This is a genomic window from Halomonas sp. (assembly GCF_052095695.1).
In the GTDB taxonomy this organism is placed as follows: domain Bacteria; phylum Pseudomonadota; class Gammaproteobacteria; order Pseudomonadales; family Halomonadaceae; genus Vreelandella.
This window is the reverse complement of record NZ_JBQDLQ010000015.1, coordinates 21,721-44,196: the sequence shown is the minus strand read 5'-3', so window position 1 is coordinate 44,196 and position 22,476 is coordinate 21,721. Positions and strand designations below refer to the sequence as shown.

Annotated in this window: 19 protein-coding genes and 1 pseudogene; 11 read left to right on the top strand and 9 right to left on the bottom strand. The window is 54.2% G+C overall.

Translation table 11 applies throughout. From position 1 onward, the window contains the following. Positions 1–3 precede the first annotated feature (3 nt). The 3 genes from deoD (at position 4) to ACTH5D_RS04905 (ending at position 2,439) form a co-directional block, all read left to right on the top strand. The gene (deoD, locus tag ACTH5D_RS04915; protein WP_441668920.1) at positions 4–729 is read left to right on the top strand and encodes a purine-nucleoside phosphorylase; all 726 of its coding nucleotides are present in this window, start codon (positions 4–6) and stop codon (positions 727–729) included. 12 nt (positions 730–741) lie between these two features. Next, complete coding sequence (gene cdd / locus ACTH5D_RS04910; protein ID WP_441668918.1) at positions 742–1,179, top strand: cytidine deaminase; 438 nt, start codon at positions 742–744, stop codon at positions 1,177–1,179. 135 nt (positions 1,180–1,314) lie between these two features. After that, the gene (locus tag ACTH5D_RS04905; RefSeq protein ID WP_441668916.1) at positions 1,315–2,439 is read left to right on the top strand and encodes an aminotransferase class V-fold PLP-dependent enzyme; all 1,125 of its coding nucleotides are present in this window, start codon (positions 1,315–1,317) and stop codon (positions 2,437–2,439) included. A gap of 67 nt (positions 2,440–2,506) precedes the next feature. On the opposite strand, the gene ACTH5D_RS04900 is transcribed toward ACTH5D_RS04905, so the two are convergent. From ACTH5D_RS04900 to ACTH5D_RS04890, 3 genes are all read right to left on the bottom strand, one after another. Beyond that, positions 2,507–3,196 (bottom strand): CBS domain-containing protein, encoded by a 690-nt coding sequence (locus tag ACTH5D_RS04900; RefSeq protein WP_441668914.1) that lies wholly within the window; start codon positions 3,194–3,196, stop codon positions 2,507–2,509. Between the two features lie 122 nt (positions 3,197–3,318). Beyond that, on the bottom strand, positions 3,319–4,788 hold the full coding sequence (locus ACTH5D_RS04895) for a hypothetical protein (RefSeq protein ID WP_441668912.1): 1,470 nt from the start codon (positions 4,786–4,788) through the stop codon (positions 3,319–3,321). A gap of 102 nt (positions 4,789–4,890) precedes the next feature. Next, a complete protein-coding gene (locus tag ACTH5D_RS04890; protein ID WP_441668944.1) occupies positions 4,891–7,209 on the bottom strand; it encodes a mechanosensitive ion channel domain-containing protein in 2,319 nt (772 codons plus the stop codon). Positions 7,210–7,423: 214 nt separating this feature from the next. Between ACTH5D_RS04890 and ACTH5D_RS04885 the strand changes: the two genes are divergently transcribed. Beyond that, complete coding sequence (locus ACTH5D_RS04885) at positions 7,424–8,434, top strand: amidoligase family protein (protein ID WP_441668910.1); 1,011 nt, start codon at positions 7,424–7,426, stop codon at positions 8,432–8,434. A 42-nt stretch (positions 8,435–8,476) separates the two neighbouring features. Next, positions 8,477–9,169 carry a gamma-glutamyl-gamma-aminobutyrate hydrolase family protein gene (locus ACTH5D_RS04880; RefSeq protein ID WP_441668908.1) on the top strand — a complete coding sequence of 231 codons (693 nt, stop codon included), beginning with the start codon at positions 8,477–8,479 and terminating at the stop codon, positions 9,167–9,169. A gap of 6 nt (positions 9,170–9,175) precedes the next feature. On the opposite strand, the gene tpx is transcribed toward ACTH5D_RS04880, so the two are convergent. Further along, positions 9,176–9,676: a thiol peroxidase gene (gene tpx / locus ACTH5D_RS04875; protein ID WP_441668906.1), complete on the bottom strand. Its 501-nt coding sequence runs from the start codon at positions 9,674–9,676 to the stop codon at positions 9,176–9,178. 164 nt (positions 9,677–9,840) lie between these two features. Here tpx and ACTH5D_RS04870 point away from each other — a divergent pair, with 164 nt between their 5' ends. Further along, entirely contained in the window at positions 9,841–10,557 is a 717-nt protein-coding gene (locus tag ACTH5D_RS04870; protein WP_441668904.1) for a glutamine amidotransferase, read from the top strand. Between the two features lie 14 nt (positions 10,558–10,571). On the opposite strand, the gene nfi is transcribed toward ACTH5D_RS04870, so the two are convergent. Further along, complete coding sequence (gene nfi, locus ACTH5D_RS04865; protein ID WP_441668902.1) at positions 10,572–11,261, bottom strand: deoxyribonuclease V; 690 nt, start codon at positions 11,259–11,261, stop codon at positions 10,572–10,574. Between the two features lie 195 nt (positions 11,262–11,456). Next, on the bottom strand, positions 11,457–13,178 hold the full coding sequence (locus tag ACTH5D_RS04860; protein ID WP_441668900.1) for a DEAD/DEAH box helicase: 1,722 nt from the start codon (positions 13,176–13,178) through the stop codon (positions 11,457–11,459). 530 nt (positions 13,179–13,708) lie between these two features. Here ACTH5D_RS04860 and ACTH5D_RS04855 point away from each other — a divergent pair. Next, the gene (locus tag ACTH5D_RS04855) at positions 13,709–13,906 is read left to right on the top strand and encodes a CsbD family protein (RefSeq protein WP_441668898.1); all 198 of its coding nucleotides are present in this window, start codon (positions 13,709–13,711) and stop codon (positions 13,904–13,906) included. Positions 13,907–14,073: 167 nt separating this feature from the next. After that, positions 14,074–14,556, top strand: a complete 483-nt coding sequence (locus ACTH5D_RS04850) for a PRC-barrel domain-containing protein (RefSeq protein WP_441668896.1) — start codon at positions 14,074–14,076, stop codon at positions 14,554–14,556. A gap of 167 nt (positions 14,557–14,723) precedes the next feature. On the opposite strand, the gene ACTH5D_RS04845 is transcribed toward ACTH5D_RS04850, so the two are convergent. Then, positions 14,724–15,716 carry a glutathione S-transferase family protein gene (locus ACTH5D_RS04845; RefSeq protein WP_441668894.1) on the bottom strand — a complete coding sequence of 331 codons (993 nt, stop codon included), beginning with the start codon at positions 15,714–15,716 and terminating at the stop codon, positions 14,724–14,726. Positions 15,717–15,808: 92 nt separating this feature from the next. Beyond that, positions 15,809–16,732: a LysR family transcriptional regulator gene (locus ACTH5D_RS04840; RefSeq protein WP_441668942.1), complete on the bottom strand. Its 924-nt coding sequence runs from the start codon at positions 16,730–16,732 to the stop codon at positions 15,809–15,811. 515 nt (positions 16,733–17,247) lie between these two features. Between ACTH5D_RS04840 and ACTH5D_RS04835 the strand changes: the two genes are divergently transcribed. Beyond that, entirely contained in the window at positions 17,248–18,951 is a 1,704-nt protein-coding gene (locus tag ACTH5D_RS04835) for a peptidoglycan DD-metalloendopeptidase family protein (protein WP_441668892.1), read from the top strand. A gap of 143 nt (positions 18,952–19,094) precedes the next feature. Here the strand turns inward: ACTH5D_RS04835 and ACTH5D_RS04830 are convergent, their stop codons facing one another. Continuing rightward, the gene (locus ACTH5D_RS04830; RefSeq protein ID WP_441668889.1) at positions 19,095–20,726 is read right to left on the bottom strand and encodes a L,D-transpeptidase family protein; all 1,632 of its coding nucleotides are present in this window, start codon (positions 20,724–20,726) and stop codon (positions 19,095–19,097) included. Between the two features lie 105 nt (positions 20,727–20,831). On the opposite strand from ACTH5D_RS04830, the gene ACTH5D_RS04825 reads away from it, so the two are divergent. Continuing rightward, on the top strand, positions 20,832–21,554 hold the full coding sequence (locus ACTH5D_RS04825) for a murein L,D-transpeptidase catalytic domain family protein (protein WP_441668887.1): 723 nt from the start codon (positions 20,832–20,834) through the stop codon (positions 21,552–21,554). A gap of 122 nt (positions 21,555–21,676) precedes the next feature. Beyond that, positions 21,677–22,459: pseudogene (locus tag ACTH5D_RS04820) on the top strand (patatin-like phospholipase family protein); the annotation flags it as partial. Positions 22,460–22,476 lie beyond the last annotated feature (17 nt).

Below are 22,476 nucleotides of genomic sequence, written 5' to 3'. Positions count from 1 at the left end.
TTTATGGCAACCCCTCACATTAACGCCGCCCCCGGTGACTTCGCTGATACGGTATTAATGCCCGGCGACCCGCTGCGCGCCAAATACATCGCCGATACCTATTTGGAAGACGTTCGTCAGGTGAACGATGTCCGCAACATGTTCGGCTACACCGGCACCTATAAAGGCCGCAAGATCTCTGTGATGGGCCACGGCATGGGCATTCCGTCTGTCTCCATCTATGCCAAAGAGCTGATCACCGACTATGGTGTGAAATCGCTGATTCGCGTGGGTTCCTGCGGCGCGGTTCGTGACGATGTAAACGTACGCGATGTGGTCATTGGCATGGGTGCCAGCACCGACTCCAAGGTCAATCGCATGCGCTTTAACGACCACGACTTCGCAGCGATTGCGGACTTTGACCTGACGCTGCACGCGGTGGCCGCAGCAAAGGCTCAGAACGTGCCGGTAAAAGTCGGCAATATGTTCTCAGCTGACCTGTTCTACAATCCTCAGACCGAGATGGCCGAAATGCTCAAGCGTTACGGTATTGTCGGCGTTGAGATGGAAGCCGCAGGCCTCTACGGCGTGGCCGCCGAGTTCGGCGCTCGCGCCATGACGATATGCACCGTGTCGGATCACATCCTGAAAGGCGACTCGCTCTCCAGCGCCGACCGCCAATCGACCTTCGACGATATGATGCTGATTGCGCTAGACACCGTGCTGCGCGACGACGCAGCGCGCGCTTAGGAGAAAGTGCACATGAGTCAACGTTCTGATGAGGTAGCTTCAGCAGAGATCGTTTCAGAAGAAATCGTTCAGCAGCTGCTAAGTGCGCAAGCCAATGCCTATGCCCCCTACTCTAACCATCCGGTAGCTTCTGTGATGGTGACCCCCGATGGCCAGCAGTTTGCGGGCACTAACGTGGAAGTCGCGCACTACAAAGGCCTGTGTGCCGAAGCATCGGCCATCTCCGCGATGATCACCGCTGGGCAGCGCCAGTTAGCCACCGTCTACGTGATAGGCCCAGGCGATCATCTATGCACGCCTTGCGGCGACTGCCGTCAGCGGATTCGCGAGTTCGCCACGCCCGGCACGCAGATCAAGGTGCTCTCCGGCAGCGGCGAGCTGCTTAAAACCTACACCATGGAAGCCCTGCTACCGGACGCCTTCGGGCCTGAGCAACTGCCGCCGCGTTAATCCAGCCTGTTTAGCAACCAAAACCAGCCCTTCCCAGGCTGGTTTTGTGCGTTTATTGCTCGTACTCTTAGTAACAGCTTATTTATCGACGATAAAATGTGCCAATGAGAGCACAGCACTTATTTGGAGAACGCCATGGCTGGTTTACTGCCCAACGTCGACCCCGACGGCTTGCTTGAATACTCAGTGGTTTATACAGACCGCTCGCTCAATCACATGTCGCAGCAGTTTCAAGGCGTGATGCGCGGCATTTCTACCACCTTGAAAGAGGTGTACAACGCCCACGCAGCAGTGATTGTGCCCGGTAGCGGGACCTTTGGCATGGAAGCGGTGGCGCGTCAGTTTGCGCTCGATCAGAAAACCCTGGTCATTCGCAACGGCTGGTTTAGCTATCGCTGGACGCAAATTATTGAGATGGGGCGTTTAACCGATCAGCAAACGGTGCTTAAAGCGCGGCGCCTCAGTGCCGATGACGCGACTGCACCTTTTCAGCCGGTGCCCATTGATGAGGCGGTGGCAAGGATTCGTAGCGAAAAGCCCGCCGTGGTCTTCGCCCCGCAGGTTGAAACCTCCGCGGGCTTGCTACTCCCAGATGACTATATCCAAGCGCTGGCAGAGGCAACTCACGAAGTGGGCGGCTTGTTTGTGTTAGACGCCATCGCCGCTGGCACGCTATGGGTAGATATGCAGACGCTCAACATTGACGTGGTGGTAAGCGCCCCGCAGAAAGGCTGGAGCGGCTCACCCTGCTGCGCGATGGTGATGCTCTCAGAGCGCGCCACGCAGCGATTAAGTGAGACGCAGAGCAACAGCTTTGCCTGCGACTTAGCAAAGTGGCACAGCATCATGCAGGCCTATGAAAACGGCGGCCACGCTTATCACGCCACCATGCCGACCGATGCCCTGCGACAGCTGCGTGGCATCATGCAGGAGACCCGCGATTATGGCTTTGCCAAGGTAAAAGAGGAGCAGCAAGCGATTGGGCATGACGTCCGCGCCATGCTGAAACGCCACGGCTTTGTTAGCGTTGCCGCAGAAGGCTTTGAAGCACCGGGCGTCGTGGTCTGCTACAACAACGATAGCGGCCTAGTGGGCAAACTGGCCCAGGCGGGCATTCAAGTAGCCGGCGGCGTACCGCTGATGTGCGATGAAGGCGATAATTTCCAGACCTTCCGCATTGGCCTGTTTGGGCTTGATAAACTTCATCATACCCAGCGTAGCGTCGATAGCTTAGAGCAAGCGATTAAATCAGTGGTCTAACACGACAATGCCCGCCGTTAAAGACGGCGGGCATGTTCTACGGCCAGTGGTATCTTGGAAAAATGTACTACGAATAACCGAAGCCGCGCGGCATCATGCCCAGGTGATTGTCAACCCGAGTCACCCCGGCAACGTTTTCTGCTGCAACGGCTGCTGCTTGCTTCTGCTCTAGCGACTCAACTAGCCCCCAAAGCTCTACCGCACCGCCGTTGACAATCACGCCAATGTTTCCCGTCTGCACACCGGCGTTATGCTCAACTTCTTTTAAAATAGCGTCTCGAATGTGTCGATCATCGGTCGGTGATTGGGTCGGTGCCACTGCCGCATTTGCAATCCCTTGTAGCAAGTTGGCACGACTGACAATGCCTATCAGCTTATCGTTGCGCACGACGGGCACGCGTTTAATGTGATTTTTTTCTAGCAATCGAGCAATATCGTGAAGGGGTGTGTTCTCTTCCACCGTGATCAGATTCGGGGTCATCACTTCATGCGCTTTACGGCCGTGCTGCTTAACGTAGTCGCCGGGATCTTTGCCCCCGCTAATCAGTGATAACCACCAGGATTGAGGGCCGTCATCATCATTTTTCAATTGGCGCATTAAATCGCCTTCGCTGACAATCCCGATCACCCGTTGCTCGCCGTCAATAACAGGAACGGCGCTAATGCGGTTATTGATCAGTAGCTGGGCAATTTCACGCACCTCAGTATCGGGACCCACACTGACCACTTTTGGCGTCATAATATCGATAGCTTGCATGGCTTTTCTCCTTGCGACAGCTCTAAGATGAACCTTAGAGACTGCGCCGCAAACGCAGATTTACCTGCCCATTCTTTGAGACTAGTTCGCTCCTCGCGATTTAGCCATGCAGTCGCTGCTGTTTAACGCTGTTCGCTGTTGTCCTTCATGGCCTTTTCCTTCATGGCCTTTTCCTTCATGACAGTGTTCTCCTCAACTTTTTCAATATCAACAATGCCTGAACGGCTGACCACAACCTTCCAGCGGGCTAGGAAGGGAGAGTCTTCGCTGCCGGTTTCTCGAACGACGAGGTTAAATAAATGGCGACGCTCAACGCTTTCACGAACCGCCTGGCCATCTTTCAAGCGATATATATGGTGCTTTCCCTTGTTCATTAATCGCGTCAGCATCGATATGTCGAGATTCAGAGTTTCACGGGTATGTTCGTAGCCGCTTAAAAAACGAGTGGGCGACATACGCGAGCTTGAACGATAGTGCAGCACCATTTCTTCACGCTGGGCGACCGTGCGGCGACGCATCTGCTGAATATCGCCGCTTAACGAGGCAAAGCGTTTGTAATCAAACCACTCTAGCTGGCGGCCTACCAGAGCATTACGAGTAGGGTCGAGATACTGACGGCGCCACTTAGGCCGCCCTTTGCGCAGCAGCCGCCAGAGGGTGTTGCGCAAATCATCTTTGAACACTTCCCGCATGGCGTAAAGAAGCGCCATGGCCAGCACAAACAACGCCGTAATATCGCCCACCACCTCACGCACGCGTAATACGCCCAACGTTACGCACGCCATCACCACCGCCGTTGCCAGCGCCTTAACCGCTTTTTGCTCACCGCCACCCAGCTCTAACGCCTGCTGCTTAAGCGTGATGGGATGCTCGATGAGACGGCGCAGCAGGCGCATTTTATTCGACATTCGGGTGGGATCAGCCATCACCCGCTCAGCGTTATACTCCTGCTCGCGACGATATTCGTCCTCGCGATGGCATACGCTAATAAAGCGCCGGCGGCTTTCGGTAAACTCACCGCCGCGAGGCAAATGCGCAACCAACGCCAACAGCTGCTGCTCAGTAAACCAAGAGAGATAATTATCAATATTAGCAAAATACTTATATAAGCTTTCATCGCTAGGCTGATTGCGCCGCAGCCGCTTAAGTATGCCATCGCTTAAATCGATCATTTCATTCAGCTGGTCGCGTAAAGCGTTAGCGCTTTCATGCACCTCACTGTTTTCTTCTCGCTCCTCTTGGCGGGCGTGACGCAGTTTATTCGCACTGACCAACATCATCTGAGTGGTGCGCTCCATCGCCACCACGTATTGATAAGCATATAAACTCAAACTCAGCCGGTAAGAGTCGCTGCCCAAACGGTTGCGACTGGCGAGACGGCTATGCACCAACGGCAAAAGATATTCGTCACTGTAGTACGTACGCGACACGTTAATCGCTGAGTGGTAAAACGCTTCCTCGGAGATTAGCTGGGTACTTAACCCAAGCTCGCTAGGTATGAAAAGATAAACATCGAGATTATGCGATGTCTCTTCCTTAAGACGCCGAGTCAGGCGCAGCTGAAAGCTATTTTTACGCTCAACGTTGATCACTTGCGCTCCCCCGACGTCCATGCTCACTACGATAATAAATGCGCGCTATCGCCGTGGCTACTCATCGCCGTGTTCGCCACTGGCGCTGGCATAGGTACTGCTCTAGGGCTCGTCTTGAGCCTGGGGCTTGTGACGATGTGACGCCGCTCGCTCAGAGGTCTTATCATTTGCACGCTCGCGCTCATCTCTTTGCGTTTCTGCCTTCGTAGGTAGTGGCGCGGGCTGGGGCGACGCGGGCTTTTTACGTGAGCTATCGGTGTCCTCTTCGTCGCTAGCTTCGATGGAAAAGTCAGTACCGGTTTCATCCTTACGACGGTCTTCAGAGCGCGCTTCCATACTAACGCTAAGACGCGGGATACCCAGATCAATCGCCTGAGATTCCATGCGCTGTTTTAGCAGCAGGTTAAATGCACGGGAAACATCCCACTGCATTTCTGGCGCAGTACGAAAACGCATACGCAGAATAGGACAGCCATCTTCGAAGCCCTGAACCCCCTGCATCTCAAGCGGCGACCAGATGTAATGGCGCATCATCGGATCTTTACGCAGCTCTTGAGCGGTCTCTTGCATCAGCGTAATCGCATCGTCGATCTTCATATCGTAGGGAATTCGGATACGCATTAATGCGATACCGAACTGGCGCGACATATTGTGAATCGATTCGATACGGCTAAAGGTGATGATATGCACAACACCATCCAGATCGCGTAAACGCACGGTGCGCAGCGTTAGTCCTTCGACCGTTCCCATATGATTATTGATCTTGACGAAGTCATCTACCGCCAGCGAATCTTCGATCAAGATAAAAATACCGGTGATCAAATCCTGAACGAGGGTTTGGGCACCAAAACCAATGGCCAAACCGATCACACCCGCACCGGCCAGTAACGGCGTCACGTTGACACCCAAGTTGGCCAACCCAGAAATCACCGCAATAATTAAAATGATGACAAAAATGACGTTGCGAATCATCGGCGTGATGGTTTGCGCTCGCGCCTGATTAACGCGCCGTCCGCGCGAACGCGAAGAGGAAGTAAGCGCGCGCTGAATTGCCGTGTCGGCCAGAATCCATACCAGCCATGCAAGTAGCAAGGTGGCGCCCAGGCTGACCAGTGCTTGACCAATTCGCGCGCTGGCCACGGCTTGCTGGCCGAGCCCAAACAACGACCCACCCCACACCTGCATGGATAGTTCGGCAAATACCATCCACGAACAGATATACGCCAATACAAAACCAAACCGCTCTAGGCGTTTACGGTACTGACTGTAGCGATGACGATGGCGACGCTTCCCCATCCGCTCCGATTGGCGACGCAGCAGCCCCGTAATGACTAGCGTGAGCACCAGCAGACTGGCTGAAATAATCGAACGCGCTAGCGCAGTCCCCACATCGCCAACGGTAATAAAAATGGCGAGCAGCGAGCCGCTCACCAGCAACAGCGCAGGAATATGCCATAAGCCGCCCAGCGAGCGAATCATTTCAACGGCCGTACTGGCATCGCGTCGCTGCTTAAACGGGCGATTGCAAATCAGATGCCGCACGGGACGTTTAAATTTGAGAATAAATCGCACGGATAGCAGCGCAGCCAGCATATTGGCAAGCACTGATACCAGGCTCGATAGCTCACTTCCGAGTAGCTCAACCAGGCGCGTTGAGTTAACGGCGTCGCCGAGCGCAATCAATGCCCCAATCACAAACAGGCCGCGCAGGGCCTGCTGTTGGAGAAGCTGAACCGCAGTAAAACGATGTCCACGGCTGAAAAATGCCACCACCGTTTCAAACACCACCGACAACGCACGACCGCACAGACAAATATACGCGACTACTAATACCATCGTGCGTCCGGGACTATCAGGCAGCACCTGGCCAATCCCTAACGTTATGGCAAAGGCTAGCGCCCAGGGCAGCATACGCCGGAAAAAATGTATCGCCAGGAGCCTGCCTTTGGGATCACGGGGTAGGTCCAACGGCCAATGACGGCGAGTTGCCAGCATGCGCCCTAACGCAATCATCACCACCAGAAGCCCGGTCCAGACAAGCGCCAGCACCGCGCCTTCAGCAACGGCTCGAATGATTTCACCTTGGTCTGCATCATCAGTCAGCGCGCGTAAATCGTCAGCGCCCTGCGCCAATTGGCGCGACCACTCATCAATGGGAGAGTTACCGGCTTGAGCCTGATCGCCAAGATCGCTTAATGTATCTGCCAGCGCGCCAAGCAGGCCTTGCCGCACGATACTATCTTCCTCGCTGGCAGCCTCGGCGGTGACCTGCAGCTCTCGCAGCGATGCCAACAGTTGAGTCCGCTGTTCCTCGTTCTCGAGCATGCCGATAACATCGTTTAACGAGCTCTGAAACTCACTTCCGCTGACGTCGGCTTTCTCCTCATTAGAGCCGCCGCCCAGGCTTGGCAGGGGTACCATCTGCGCCTGGGCCTGCGTTGCAGTTACGCTGATCAGCACAAAGAAGACGATGCTTATTATCGTTTGGATTAACCGGTACTGTCGCACGCTTTACTCCTGAAAATTAGTCTGAATAGCGTCCTGCTTATCTACTTCAGCCGCATTGAGTACGCGCGGCCTCAACGCGTGTCTATGATAGGCTAAGCACCTAAACGTTCACCTCAAGGATGCTGAGATGACGCTACAAGCTCCGCCCAATCGCTTAAACAGCCATGGAAAAAACCGGCATGTTGGCGTCGAAATTGAGTTTGCTGGCCTACCGCCCAGCGACACAGCGCTGATCGTACGCGATCTATTTGGCGGGGAGCTTAACGTGGTAAGTCCTCACCGGCTACTAGTAGAGGCTACTCGCTGGGGCCAATTTGGTATCGAGCTCGACACTCAGTACGCTCATCCTGACCAATCCTTGCTTGAAGATCCTAGCGCTCTCGACAACGAATGGACACGCCACCGGCATCAACGACGCATTGAGTTTCACCAGAAAACTCGTGAGCTGATCGGCGACATGGTCACCGGCCTAGTGCCGACGGAGATCGTTGTGCCACCCGTACCCTGGAATGAACTCGACGCGCTAGACACGCTATTTGAAGCTCTGCGCAAGCACGGTGCGAAAGGCACCGATGCAAGCCTAATGTATGGGTTTGGGCTGCATCTTAATCCGGAAGTGGCGCATTTTGACGTCAGCTATCTGCTCGCCATGCTGCGGGCCTATATGCTACTTGCCAGCTGGTTGCGCGACGACATCAAAATCGACATTACCCGGGAATTACTGCCTCACGCCAACCCTTTCCCTAAAGATTACGTGCTGAAAGTGCTTGATAGCCACTACTCACCCGATATTGACACGCTGATCAATGACTATCTGGACTACAACCCTACGCGTAATCGTGAATTGGACATGTTGCCACTCTTCGCCTATTTACGCCCAGAGCATTCGCATGCATTGCTGCATGCCAAGCTCACCAAGCCACGCCCAACCTTTCATTACCGGCTGCCTAATGCGCAGCTTTCACAGCCTGGCTGGGGCTCGGTCGTTGAATGGAACCGCTGGATCGAGGTAGAAAAACTCGCCGCCAATCCTGATGCGCTGCTGGCACGGTGCGCCGAATATATTGCCGATCAACACCGGCCGCTGCTAACGCGTGTAAAAGAGAAGCTGGGCCACTGGCTTCGCCGTAAGCATTAGAGCGCTACCTTCTTCATTATAAAATAGCGAGTAACTGTCGGCATGTCGCGACCGCTTATCGGAATCACAACCTCTGATCAAAAAAGCCAGTTAGCCTGGTGGTTTGATTGGTTTGCCATCTGGCGCCATGGCGGCAAGCCACTGCGCCTATCACCCGCGCGCGCTTTACCGGATAGCCTGGATGGCTTGATCATTGGCGGCGGTGACGACATACAGGCCCACCTTTACGGTGCAGAGGTGCAGTTGGATGTACGGCTTGATCCCGCGCGCGATGAGCTAGAACTTATGCTACTGGAGCATTTTATTCCGTTACAAACGCCGGTACTAGGCATCTGCCGGGGGGCGCAATTAATCAACGTGCATCTTGGCGGCACGCTTGATCCTGATATCTACACCACCCATGAAGGCTTAAAGCGCCGGCGTACCGTACTACCCCGCAAAACCGTCGACATTGTCGGCGCAAGCAAGCTACACCGCTTGCTGGGAGTAACATGGTGCCGCGTCAATAGCCTGCATCATCAAGCCGTTTACCAAGCCGGGCGGGGCATTGATATCGCCGCTCGCGACCGCGATGGCCTAGTGCAAGGCATCGAATCTCGTGAGCACGACTTTTTGATTGGCGTGCAGTGGCATCCCGAATGGCTGATTTTTAACCGCCCCCAGCAGCGCTTAATTCGCGCACTGGTGGCGGCATCAAAGCGCCATTCTAGGCGGTGCGGAAAACAGGGCGAGTAGCGTTAACTACTTGAGAACCGCTAGCGCAGCGCTGTAGTCAGGTTCGTTTTTCAACTCACTCACCAGCTCGCTGTGCAGCACGCGGTTGTCGGCATCCAACACGACTACCGCACGAGCGCACAGCCCTTCCATTGGACTGTTGCGCAACGCAACGCCCCAGGCTTCAAGAAACTCGGTGTGGCGGAAAGTCGACAGCGTTTCGACGTTATCTAACCCTTCAGCACCGCAAAAACGCTTCGCCGCAAAAGGCAAGTCGGCAGACACAACCAGCACCACGGTGTCAGCAAGATTAGAGGCCAGCTCATTAAAACGGCGTGTGGACATTGCGCAGGTGGGGGTGTCTACACTGGGAATAATGTTGAGCACTTTACGCTTGCCGGCGTAAGTCTCGAGCGTGACATCCTGTAAATCCGTATTGGTAAGCGCCATCACCGGTGCCGCTTGGCCTTTAGCGGGCAGCGTGCCGGCGACATCCATAGGTTCGCCTGCGCGGGTAATCTGTTGCATTGCTTACTCCTTGGGTTATTAAGCTAAATAGGGTGAGAATGTCTCGTGCTTCACTGACAAACTCACTAGAAAGCGATGATGATAAGCGCTATCGTCACGCCTTTGCAGACTTGCCGTTAGCGTATTTGTTCAACGCTGTCGGTTCATCTTACTGAGGTTTTGGCATGGCCTGTGTACTAATTGTTAAAACTGGCGACGCTTTTCCAGAAGTGATCGACCAGCACGGTGACTTTGAAACGCTGTTTGAACAACAGCTCAGCACCGCCCTGCCAGAACATTTGACGCTGCGGGCCTGGGACGCAAGGACAAACGCACCCGCGCCCTCGGTGGACACGCTGGCCGCCATCGTTATTACCGGCTCGCACAGCATGGTCAGTGACGCCGAGCCCTGGAGTGAAGCGCTCAAGCCATGGCTTGCAGAAGCGCTCGCCAACGATACGCCCATGCTCGGCGTTTGCTATGGCCATCAGCTAATGGCGGCCGCGTTTGGTGGCGTAAGTGATTATCATCCGGCTGGGCGGGAGTCCGGCACGCGCACCGTACGACTCACTCAAGCAGGTCAACTCGACCCCTTGTTCCGCCAGCTACCGGAAAGCTTTGCGGCGCACCTTACTCACGCGCAGTCCGTCATACAGGCGCCGCTTGAGTCTATCGTACTCGCCCATAACAGCCACGATGCTCATCAGGCGCTGCGCTACGGGCCACACCAGTGGAGCGTGCAATTTCATCCTGAATTTACCGCACCTGTGATGCGCGCCTATCTTGAACGCCAGCGCGCGGCGCTGCGCGACCAGGGCGAAGAGCCCGAAGCGCTATTGGAGAGCGTTGTTCACTGCCAGGCAGCCTCAAGCCTTCTCCAGCGATTCTTAGCCTTCGTATAGCTCCACACCACGCTTCACGACTTACGCTCATCGCGCCGGGAGGCTAATCGATCCGCCAGGCGTGTTGGCTCAGGCAGCTTGGTACGGCCCAAGCAGCGCATAACCCAGGCAAGCGAGGTGTCCAGCGTCACTCGGTGCCCTGGCGACACATAGACGGGTTTGACCTTGGCGCGGGAGCGCACGGCGGCACCAATCGTCTCGGCTCCCGTGTAAAGCGGCACCCAGTCGCCCCGCTGCTCGCCCACCTCGGCATGCTTTCCACACAGGCGTGACTTAGCAATACCAATCGTGGGCAAATCAAGCCACAGCCCTAAATGCGCCGCCACACCTAAGCGGCGGGGATGAGCAATTCCCTGGCCATCCACCATCACTAATTCAGGCTGCACGCTGAGCATTGCAAAGGCCCCTAGCGCCGCTGGAACCTCACGAAATGACAGTAGGCCAGGAATATACGGCATGCGCGTGGGCTCGCGATAAACCACCTGCTCAACCACGCTTAAATATGGCGCAGTGGCCGGACTCCACTTCAGCACGACCACCGCCGCGCGAGTCGTTTCACCGCCGTCTTCAAAACCGATGTCCACTCCGGCAATGTGCGAAACCGGCGCTAACCGATCTGATATTTCTAGCCGCTCAGCCAGCTGTGACTGCAGCGCCCTGGCCTCTCTTGGCGCAAGGTTCCAATCATGAAGCGGTGTCAGCATGGCCTCCTCCTGACGTGACAACAAATAGCGTGATACCGGACAGCGTAGTGAACGAGATAGTGACGTGAGATAGCGTAGTGAGAAATAGCTAAAGCAGCAAAAAAAACGCCCCCGCACCAGGAAAGGTGTGGGGGCGTTATGAGCGTCTCAATGGCCGCTTAGCAGCCGTTGATTAAGCCTTACGTTAATTAAGACTTAAGCGCGTTCGCGACGACGAACCGGCGCATCGCCTTCATCACGACGGCGGCGCGGTGCGCGCTCAGCCGGTGCGCTGTCTTCGCTGATTTCTAGAGGACGACCGGCTACACGAGCACGTGCCATCTTAGTAAGAATCGATGCAGGCAGGCCGCTTGGCAGCTCAACTACAGAGAACGCGTTGCGAATATCGATACGGCCAATACGCGCGCCTTCAATGCCACCTTCGTTAGCCAAAGCACCCACTAGCTGGCCCGGCTTAACGCCATCTTTATGACCAACGGAGACGCGGTAGCGCGTCATGCCTTCAGTCGGGGCGCTGTTGCTAGTACGCTCACGGCGTGCACCCGGCTTGCCGGCAGGTGCGCCGTCACGCGTCGGACGCTCTTTGCGTGGCGCCTGAAGACGACCAATTGGTGCTTCATCAGCACGCGCCATAGCGGCAAACGCACAGGTCAGCTCGATTGGATCATGGCCTTCTTCAATCAGACGCTCAATCAAAGCACGCTGCTCTTCGGCGCCTTTGGTCAAGGAGGCAATAACGCGATGATGGAAGACATCATCACGATGAGCACGGATAGCCGACTCATCAGGCAGCGGCATTTCAGTCATTTTTTGACCGGTTGCCTGCTCCATCCAGCCGACTTTGCGGCCTTCACGGAAACCAGCAAAGGTAATGGCGATACCGCTACGACCAGCGCGACCAGTACGGCCGATACGGTGCGTATAGGCTTCCGCATCCTGGGGCAGGTCATAGTTAATGACGTGAGTGATACGCGATACGTCTAGGCCACGAGCCGCAACGTCGGTAGCAATTAACACATCAACTTTGCCACGCTTCAAGCGTGTAATGGTACGCTCACGTAGGCTCTGATCGAGATCGCCCGAAAGCCCAGCAGCGTTAACGCCACGTGCAGTCAGTTGCTCAACCAGGGTAGTACAGGCTGCACGAGTACGCACAAAGACGATGGCCCCATCGACCGGCTCGACTTCAAGAATACGTGATAGGGCTTCAAGCTTAGCGCCGCCATCGACGCGCACAATGCGCTGCTCGATGTTTTCACCTGTCGTGGTGCCAGATTCAATCGCTACTTTGACCGGATTAACTAGGTAGCGGTTAACAATGCGCTCTATTTCTGCCGGCAGCGTAGCCGAGAAGAACACGCGCTGTGCATCTTTAGGGGTATCGGCAACCACGCGTTTTACGTCGTCGATAAAGCCCATGCGCAGCATTTCATCAGCTTCGTCCAGTACTAGAGCGGACAGGCCATCAAGCTTCAGGCTACCGCGGTCCAGGTGGTCGATAATCCGGCCTGGGGTGCCGACAACGACTTGCGCGCCACGCTTAAGGGCACCCAGCTGTTCGCGGTACTCTTGGCCGCCACATAGGGTAGCGACTTCGAGGCCTTTCAGATTTTGGCCATACTTACTAAACGAGACGGCTACTTGCTGAGCCAACTCGCGGGTCGGAGCCATTACCAGGACTTGGGGCTCGCGGCGCTGAAGATCTAAGCGCGACAAGAGCGGTAATGCAAAAGCAGCGGTTTTACCGGTACCCGTCTGAGCCTGGCCCAGCATATCGCGGCCTTCAAGCAGCGCAGGGATGGTTTGCGCCTGAATCGGTGAGGGAACTAAATAGCCCTGTGATTCAACAGCAGACAGAACGGCAGGCAAAAGAGCCAGATCGCCGAAGCTCGGCGAGGCGACAGAAGTCGAGGTCATTAATCACACCTTGGTAGGCCGGCAAGTACCGGCAAAAAACATCATAAGCGTCTCTGACTCTGTCATCGTGCAACGACATTAACAAAATGGTCGTTGTCGAAAACAGGCACCGCCGTAGCAGTCGTAGCCATCAATGGAGTCGGAGACGCCGGTCGCACCTAGCATCCGGTTAGCAAACACCGCGTTTGCGGGCCAACCGTTGTGGCGACCTTCTGCGCCGATTTCACCCGTGTGGTGAAATACTGGAGGCGCGCCATCTACACAGCAATGAACATCAGGCAATTGACTTGATGTTCCCGCAAGCGATACTGCTAATAGTACCTAACTGCTCATAGTACCTAGGCAAGTAAACGCTTATCGTCGTGATGGAGGGGTCAACACATGCGAGGAGCGCGCATCCTAACACTGCATTTTGCTCCTGACCAGCACTTTTAACTTGCACCACATTGAACCAACCACTTGCACTTGTGTACATTTCGTCTAAGATATTAAGTGTTCAGTCAAGTTCAAGACTATCAAGGAGTGAGGCGATGAACTGGGATCAGATTGAAGGTAAATGGACAGAAATAAAAGGCAAGGCTCGTTCAAGCTGGGGCGACCTTACCGACGATGAGCTCGATCAGATCGGTGGCAAGAAAGATCAACTGGTTGGCAAGCTTCAGCAGAAGTATGGTCTTGCGCGAGAAGACGCAGAACGTAAAGCCGATGAGTGGGCCGAGAAGCAATAGTCAACTGACCAAACCTGCCAGCACTTAAGAGCTGTGTTTTAAGAACGGTGTTTTAAGAATGATGCTTTAAGAGCAGTGCGTTAAGACAGTCAAATTTCTGCAACACCATTTAGAATACTAATAAGCACAGCAGCTTATTATTTATCGTAGCCACACGGAGAGATGCTATGCGTAAAACTATCCTGACAACCGTTATCGGTACCGCCCTACTGGGAAGCATTGCTATGAGCGCCCACGCTTCAAGTGAGCCACAGGGCATGTATTCTGCCGATAATATTCTTGATGCAGAAGTTTATTTTGCCGGCGGTTCCGGTGAAGAAATTGGCGACGTTGAAGACATTCTGTTTGACGAAGAAATGCGCGTCACCGCACTGGTTATTGAAAGCGGTTCCGTACTTGGATTAGGTGGCCGTGAAATCGTTGTCGATACCGACTATTTCACTCTTGAAACCGATATGGAAAATGATGGTGATACGGAACACCGCATCATGATCAGCGCCAGCCAGGAAGAAATAGAAGCATTTCCTGCTTACGACCGTGACTGGTGGGAGCAGACCAAAGCTAGCGCCCGCGATGCTTGGAAAACTACCCAGGAAGGTGCACAAAGCGCTTGGCAGAGCACACGTGAAGCAGTCAATCCTGACGAGTAATCACACCAGCACGGTTTTTCATTGGATGTGAGCAAGCAAAATATGCCTTGAGCCTCCAGTGAGAACCGTAGTGATAGCAGCTCGTTAACACTAGCTGGTTAAAAGGGCCGCCCCATTTCATTGGGGCGGCCCTTTTCTATTATTGTGCCTGTCGTCACATGACCAAGCTATTTGTGCCTGACGCCCTGCCCTGGCAAACGCTCTCGATCATGGGGTTGCTGAAAATCAAGCAGCGGGCCGGTGGGAACAATGCGAGTTGGATTAATGGTATCGTGGCTGTAATAGTAGTGGCGCTTGATATGCTCCATATTGACCGTCTCAGCCACGCCCGGCCATTGATAGATCTCGCGCACATAGTTGGCAAGATTGGGATAATCTTCGATACGTTTAAAATTGCACTTGAAGTGGCCGTAGTAAACCGCATCAAAACGCACCAGGGTGGTGAAGAGACGAATGTCAGCCTCTGTTAACCACTCCCCTGCCAAATAACGCTGCGTGCTTAAGCGTGCCTCCATCCGCTCCAGCGCTTCAAATAACGCTTTCACGTGATTTTCATAAACGTTCTGCTCGGTGGCAAAGCCTGATTTATAAACCCCATTATTGATGTGGCCGTACACATCGTCGTTGACTTCATCTATAACGCTACGCAGGTCTAGTGGATAAAAATCTAAATCATTGCCCGTTAACTCATCAAAGGCATCATTAAACATGCGCAGCAAATCCGCAGACTCATTATTGATGATGACGCTACGCTGCTTATCCCACAGTACGGGAACGGTGACTCGGCCGGTATAGCGTGGATCGGTCATCGTATAAAGCTGATGATGAAAGTCGACGCCATTGATTGGATCGCCGCTAGCCCCTTCATCCTGGCGATATGTCCAACCATCCTGAAGCATCAGCGGGCTAACATGCGACATGCCAATAAGCGGCCTCAACCCTTTTAGCGTACGCATAATTAAAGCGCGGTGCGCCCAGGGGCACGCCAGGGACACATATAAATGATAGCGATCTTTAGCTGCTGGATAGCAGCTACCATCCGTTTCAGGCTGGTCGCCCACCCAGTCACGCAGTTGGGCTGATTCGCGCACGAATTCCCCGTTATTCTTTTTGGTGTCGTACCACTGGTCGTGCCACTCGCCATTGACTAATAGTCCCATGGGACGCCTCCTAAAAGTGTCTTCAGGTAATGGGCACATTACCTTGCATCTATTCAGCATACGCCCGCATCACGGGTGCTCAAGCGGATGTTTTAGGGCTTTTCATTCGACTGAGTCGAATGCTGCATGGCGCACTCACTGATCACTGCCTGCTTTAACGCAGAGGCCATCGCATGAGCAGCAGGCCCGGCACGATCTCGGTCACGGAAAATAAGCTGAACCGGTACCTCACGCACTCCACCTGCGGGCAGAGGCAGCGGCTTCAACTGGCCGCTTCGCAACTCTTCAGTGATACGCGTTTCGGGCATCCACGCAAAACCCAAGCCACGCCGGAGCATATCCAACGACGTGTTTAGATGGGTGACCGTCCAGCGCTGCTCGGCTTTCAACCAGCCAGCGTTTGTCGATTGGCGCAGCGCTGAGTCGCGCACTACAAGTTGGCGATACTGAGCCAGGTCGCGCAAGTCAAGCAAACGACCTAGCTGATGAAGCGCATGCTGGGGATGCGCCACTGCGATAAAACGCACGGTTACCAGCGGCTCCCCCAAAAAACCCTGAGCATCAATGCCCGAGACCACAAGATCAACCCGGCCATCGTAGAGCATTTCTACACCGCCATTGAGCACGCTTTCGTGCAACTGAACACGCACTTGAGGGTAGGTTTCAGAAAAGCGCTCTAGTGCTTTGGCTTGGGCATCGGCGGGGAACACCTGGTCGATAGCGACAACGATCTCCGCCTCTAAACCAGCAGCGAGACGAATGGCAACATCCTCAAGTGAGGCCGCACTTTCAATCAATTGACGTGCACGTCGAAGGAGCAGCTCACCGGCTTCGGTTAAGCGCACTTGTCGACCAATGGGCTCTAGCACCTGAACCCCTAACTGCTCTTCTAGCTTATGGACGGCATGATTTAGCGTGGAAGGACTTTTATGCACGGCTTCTGCCGCACGCGCGAACCCACCATGATCAACCACGGCAGCCAACATTTGCCATTGTGAAAGCGTAACCCGGGACATTTCGATTTCCTCAACGCGAAACAGCGAAATACTGCGCTTAATATTCGAAAAAATATCACTAGGATGCCAGTAAACGCTCCGCAGTTCTGCCACCGATATAAAAGGCTGGCCAATCATGACGACTACTTGGCATCCGGCCCCCTTTTAAACACTCATACTTGCCCGCACAAACCTGCCTTGCAATACTGGCTGGCCCTAGCGCCGCCATCCTTTTGCTGACCTATCGGCACTAGGCTAAAAGGTGAATACTATACATTTGTTATATCAATGCTTTTAAAAAAATTGTTTTCGCATATGATTGAATAACGCTACATTCGCTAGCTTTTCTAAGTTACATTTATTTGCAAACAGCGTTCACTAATAGACTTATCGTGCACATTGCTTGCAATTTTATATTTAAGTACGCTTTATGTATAGGCATACAGTCTATGCACCCCTCTCTGCATGGGGTATGGTTTCGGGTATATATATTTTTTTGTCATCTTTTAATCACGAACTCGGCGGTCCATTTACCCATGTTGCGAATCCTCCATTCGCTGCCTCGCACGCACAAATTATTACTGTTACCCGTGGCTACTATGGTCACAGTGCTAGGCACACAGAAGTTAGTCACTACTTATCATGATCTAAACCAGTCATATACACCGTTAGAAAGCGTGCTAGTGCCGCTGCCTAGCGATTCGGCTCCGGGCGTTCCTTCATTAAGCCAAGAACGCACCCCGGTGGCTGAAGCGATCGATCGCGCCTCGCGCGCCCTCGACGCCACCCGCGGAAACACTCCCCTCAGCGAGCTAGCGGTTACTGAGATCGTTGATCTTGACGTCATCTCCAAGGCCGAAGCTGATATCGCTAGTCAGCCTACGCTGGTCAGCCATCTAGACGCCGTTAGCACCATTACACCTAACGCAGTAGCGCTGGGCATATCTTCGCTTGATAGCGGCGCCCTGCACATGGCAGTGGTCGTTGGTACATTAACGAGCGGCATGCTGGACGTAGATAGCGCATCTTCAATTGAAATTGCCGATGCCACCTCATATGAAGACTACGGCATTGAGCTATTCGATGACGTTTCGTTTCTAAATTTAGAACTAGCGGCAGAAGAGCCGTTTGTGCCCGTATGGAAAACACATATTGTTGAATCCGGCGAAACATTCGCCGTACTGGCTCAAGACCAACTAGGCCTTGGCTATAGTGAAGTGCTCGCCCTGCTTGAAGACTTACCCGATCAGCGCTTGTTAACCAACTGGCGTGCCGGGCATAGCTTTGATTACCAGTTAGATGAAGATGGCCGCTTACTGTCGCTACGCATGATGAAAAACACCCGCGAAGGTGTCATGTTAGAGCGTGATACTGGCCAGTACGCGGTTACTGCTATTGAGCGTCAGGGCGAACCTGTACAACGCCTTTATGCAGGTAGCGTAAGCGGTAGCTTTGCACGTTCGGCCCAGGCCACCGGCTTAAATAGCGGCTCAGTGACTGAATTGACTAAGATACTTGAGAAAAAACTCGATTTCCGACGCGATAGCCGTCGTGGTGACCGCTTCCAAGTATTGGTTGAGTCAGACATGATTGATGGCGAAACCCTTGAATCTCGCGTATTAGCCGTTAAGTATGACGGCGAACGCATGGATTTAACCGTAGTCCGCAATCTGAACGACAACAACTTCTATACACCTGAAGGCGGAAGTCTAGACCCTGCGTTTGCGCGCCACCCCTTTGATGGCAGCTACCGCTTAAGCTCTAATTTCAACCCCAACAGAAAGCACCCCATCACGGGGCGCGTCAGCCCACATAACGGCACCGATTTTGCTATGCCCATTGGCACGCCGGTTCTCGCCCCCGCGAACGGTCGCGTTGAGCGCGTTAGCAACCATCCTGCAGCCGGGCGCTACATTGTCGTTCGACACGACAACGGATACCGCACGCGCTACCTACACCTTTCTCGCCAGCTGGTTAACCAGGGCGACCGCGTGACCATGGGTGAGCGTATCGCGCTTTCAGGCAATACAGGCCGCAGCACCGGCCCGCACCTGCATTATGAAGTCATCGTTAATAATGCACCGGTAAACGCCATGACCGTTAGTCTTCCCGAAAACAGCAGCTTAAGCGGCGAAACACTGATTGCCTTCCAGAGCCAGGCAGAGCCAATGCTGGCCACATTGGAAAGCGGCGAAACCGGCCCGGTTAACGTTGCGAACTACCAGCAAAGCGATGATTAATGTTTATATTGATTAACAAGGCCTTGATGAACAGCAAAGGCCTCGCTAGCCACTAACTTACTAACGCTGATAATGCAAAACACCGCCCAATTGGGGCGGTGTTTTGCATTGTACTGGATACTTATATATTGCTGAGGCCATAGTTAGCTTGAGGGTAGCGCGCGCTGTAACGCCGTCAGCAGTGTCGCATCGCGGCGATAGATATCAGGCCTGAACTCTACCTCTCCCTGCTCATTCGGCCAGGCAGTTAAATAATGCAGCGCCACGGGTACCCGCTGAGTCAGGTTCACATTGCGATCACTGCCCCCACTTAGCAGGCTGCTCATTTGATAACGGCTGCCGGTATCTTGCAGCAGCATCTGCGCAAGCTCAGCCACCCCCTCGACGCGAATGCAGCCGGAGCTTAGCGCACGCTGGTCGCGCTGAAACAGGCCACGGGCAGGCGTGTCGTGTAAATAGATCATGTCGTTATTAGGAAAGCGCACAACCACGCGCCCTAGCGGGTTACCCACACCGGCCACCTGGCGCAGCATAACGCCGCCTGGGTGCTGCCAGTCAATCTCCTCAGCAATCAGCGGCATGCCCGCTGGGCTAATCACCTGAATATTTTGACGCGCCAAATAACCGATATCCGCTCGCACGCGAGGCAATACGTCCTCACGCATAATGGTGGGCGGTATTGTCCAAGAAGGGTTAATGGTTAGATGGCTGATCGCTGAGTGGATAATGGGCGTTTCACGGCGTGGCGACCCTACCACCACGCGCGCATCCCACTGCTGACCATTAGGACGCACGTAGTGCATTCGGTAGCCCGCAATGTCGACCCACACTCGCGGCTCGGCAAACTGCATTGGACGTATCCAGCGTGCGCGCTCTAAGTTGACGCGCAGCTGATCAATACGCGTGGCAACCGATGTATTTAATGCCAAGCGCGTTTGCTCACCGACCACCCCATCAGCTTGCAATAAGTGACGCCGCTGAAAGCGTCTCACGGCTGTTTCTAGCGACGCATCAAAAAGGCGCCGATTGGTTGCCGTGCCCTGCACTCCAATCAGTGGATAAACACCGCTGTCGGCTGCCAATAAATCGGTATCGCCCCAGAGTGCTAAGCGCTGGCGCAGTATAACGACATCACCTGCTTCGTCGCCTGGGCGAAGTGATTCTTCCCGCGCGGCCAAGTAAGGCGTGCTGCTCAGATTAGCCAGCTGGTAATGTTGCTTTAAGGCATCGCGCAACTGCTGATATTCAGCCGATGAGGGACGGGCCAGCGCGATAGCGTCTTCCAGCTTATTATCTTCAATGGCATGCACAACGCGCAGCAGTGAGTATCCGCGCGAGGGCCGCGGCGCGTCCCACTGGGGCTCAACATCCCGCGGGTCGACCTTACCACGCTCTACATGATCCAGCGCCAGCAGCAGCGACTGGGTTGCCTTGATATCAAATGCCGCCTGCGCCGACACCCCTAAGGTTTGGCTACGATGAAATTCATTGAGTAACGTGTCGGCGTGATAATCCATTGGCGCCAAGCCGTCACTTTCCAAGCCATTCAACGCAGCCACCAACGACTCAACCGTTAAGACAGCCTGCCAAACCGGCTGACCGTCACGCAGTTGATAAAACTCGGCAATGGGTAGATGCTGCTCTTCGGCAGTGATTAGTTGCTGCGCTAACGCTTGCTGCAATGGCGCTGAGTCTGCATATGCAGCACTGTGGGTAAGCGTTAGGCACAGGGCGGTTCCCAGCGCCCATCGTTTTAGTGGCTGCATCTCGTTCATCGCTCTCTCCTTGCGTTACTATCGCGTTCCACACTAGCCGCCCCATCTTTTTATCTTAGTCGGCTGTGGTCATCATGACTGATATTGTTTGCAGGATCGATTTATATGGCGCTTCGTTTAAAACTTATCACGCTGCTATGTTTTCCTTTTTTAGCATTATTGACATTCCCGCTATACGCCGCCGGCTTCTTTGCTCAGGTTGCCTCAACACCGCCTCCCGGCGTGCCACCGTTACAGCATCAGTTGCTGCAGCTGGCCCCTCAGGCAACGCATCAGGCGCTGCGCTTGGCTGCTCAAGCGCTTAACTGCGCGGCACCGAATGCCGAGCGTCTAGCGGTGATCGACTACTCGCTGCCGTCTACCGAGCCACGCCTGTGGGTATTTGATTTGCGCCAACATCAACTGCTCTTTGAAGAGCTGGTTTCACATGGCCAGGGCTCCGGCGATATGCAGGCGGAAACGTTCTCCAATACGCCTGATAGCCACCAGTCGAGCCTGGGGCTATTTCGTACCATGAACAGTTACTACGGCAGCAACGGCTATTCGCTACGTCTAGAAGGCCTTGAGCCCAACGTCAATGATCGAGCGTATGAGCGCGCCATTGTCATTCACGGTGCGGATTACGTGAGCGATGCCTTTATCACGCAAACGGGGCGCTTAGGACGCAGTCATGGTTGCCCAGCCGTTCGTGAAGATGTGACGTATCCGCTCATCGACAGCCTTAAAGAAGATCAGTATGTTTTCGCCTATTACCCCGACGCCGAGTGGCTGGCCACCTCTACCTTTCTAGCCTGCACAGCGGCCAACGATCAGATTGCTCGCCGCTAAGCTCGCGGCATGTCGCACCAATAGCACTTCGTTTTCGTGAGTGGCCTATGCCATGCTGCACCCACAGCAACTCTATTTTTTATCAGTTCTATTTCTTCATTCGTCGCAATGGGAAACAGCATATGGCCAGCCCCATTCGCCGCTCCCCTATGGATATGCTGACCGGCAACTGGAGCCTGGAGCAATCGCCAGGCTTTGTCGCCATGGATCTATTAAGTCGCGTAGTGTCGCCCTACCAGCTTAACCCGCTTAACATTAATCCGCTGCGCGACATTGTGGCCAGCCATATTGATTTTGAGCGGGTTCGACAATGCCAGCAGCTCAAGCTATTTATCACGGCAACCAACGTACGCACGGGAAAACAGCGCGTGTTTCGCCGCGAAGAAATGAGCGTTGATGCGGTCATGGCCTCAGCCTGCCTGCCCTTTATGTTCCAAGCCGTAGAAATCGACGGTGAGGCCTACTGGGACGGCGGCTATATGGGCAACCCCGCCCTGTTTCCGTTAATGGAAGAGTGCGGTGCGCGGGACATACTTCTCATCCAAATTAACCCCATTAGCCGCAACGAGGTACCCACCTCCGCCTCGGCGATTATGAACCGCCTTAACGAAATCACGTTTAACTCAGCGCTGATAAAAGAGGTCAGAATGATCGCGCTGCTTAAGCATGCCCTTGAGGAGCAAGGTATTACAAACTGCTATCAGCAAGCACTGTTTCATCGCATCAGCGGTGAGCAAGCGCTTGAAGAGCTCTCCGTTTCCAGTAAATCTAATTCTGAGTGGGCTTTTTTATGCCACCTTTTTGAACACGGCCAGGCCGCCGCCGAACGCTGGTTGAGCGAGAATTTCGACGCTATTGGCGACCACTCCACGCTGGATATAGATACGGTTTATCTGAATGAATAAGCAAGGTCGTGAATAGG

Excerpts from the sequence above, each read along its gene's own strand:
- deoD (WP_441668920.1), top strand. The coding sequence starts at position 4 with ATGGCAACCCCTCACATTAACGCCGCCCCCGGTGACTTCGCTGATACG.
- cdd (WP_441668918.1), top strand. The coding sequence starts at position 742 with ATGAGTCAACGTTCTGATGAGGTAGCTTCAGCAGAGATCGTTTCAGAA.
- ACTH5D_RS04905 (WP_441668916.1), top strand. The coding sequence starts at position 1,315 with ATGGCTGGTTTACTGCCCAACGTCGACCCCGACGGCTTGCTTGAATAC.
- ACTH5D_RS04900 (WP_441668914.1), bottom strand. The coding sequence starts at position 3,196 with ATGCAAGCTATCGATATTATGACGCCAAAAGTGGTCAGTGTGGGTCCC.
- ACTH5D_RS04890 (WP_441668944.1), bottom strand. The coding sequence starts at position 7,209 with ATGGTACCCCTGCCAAGCCTGGGCGGCGGCTCTAATGAGGAGAAAGCC.
- ACTH5D_RS04885 (WP_441668910.1), top strand. The coding sequence starts at position 7,424 with ATGACGCTACAAGCTCCGCCCAATCGCTTAAACAGCCATGGAAAAAAC.
- ACTH5D_RS04880 (WP_441668908.1), top strand. The coding sequence starts at position 8,477 with ATGTCGCGACCGCTTATCGGAATCACAACCTCTGATCAAAAAAGCCAG.
- tpx (WP_441668906.1), bottom strand. The coding sequence starts at position 9,676 with ATGCAACAGATTACCCGCGCAGGCGAACCTATGGATGTCGCCGGCACG.
- ACTH5D_RS04870 (WP_441668904.1), top strand. The coding sequence starts at position 9,841 with ATGGCCTGTGTACTAATTGTTAAAACTGGCGACGCTTTTCCAGAAGTG.
- nfi (WP_441668902.1), bottom strand. The coding sequence starts at position 11,261 with ATGCTGACACCGCTTCATGATTGGAACCTTGCGCCAAGAGAGGCCAGG.
- ACTH5D_RS04860 (WP_441668900.1), bottom strand. The coding sequence starts at position 13,178 with ATGACCTCGACTTCTGTCGCCTCGCCGAGCTTCGGCGATCTGGCTCTT.
- ACTH5D_RS04855 (WP_441668898.1), top strand. The coding sequence starts at position 13,709 with ATGAACTGGGATCAGATTGAAGGTAAATGGACAGAAATAAAAGGCAAG.
- ACTH5D_RS04850 (WP_441668896.1), top strand. The coding sequence starts at position 14,074 with ATGCGTAAAACTATCCTGACAACCGTTATCGGTACCGCCCTACTGGGA.
- ACTH5D_RS04845 (WP_441668894.1), bottom strand. The coding sequence starts at position 15,716 with ATGGGACTATTAGTCAATGGCGAGTGGCACGACCAGTGGTACGACACC.
- ACTH5D_RS04840 (WP_441668942.1), bottom strand. The coding sequence starts at position 16,732 with ATGTCCCGGGTTACGCTTTCACAATGGCAAATGTTGGCTGCCGTGGTT.
- ACTH5D_RS04835 (WP_441668892.1), top strand. The coding sequence starts at position 17,248 with ATGTTGCGAATCCTCCATTCGCTGCCTCGCACGCACAAATTATTACTG.
- ACTH5D_RS04830 (WP_441668889.1), bottom strand. The coding sequence starts at position 20,726 with ATGAACGAGATGCAGCCACTAAAACGATGGGCGCTGGGAACCGCCCTG.
- ACTH5D_RS04825 (WP_441668887.1), top strand. The coding sequence starts at position 20,832 with ATGGCGCTTCGTTTAAAACTTATCACGCTGCTATGTTTTCCTTTTTTA.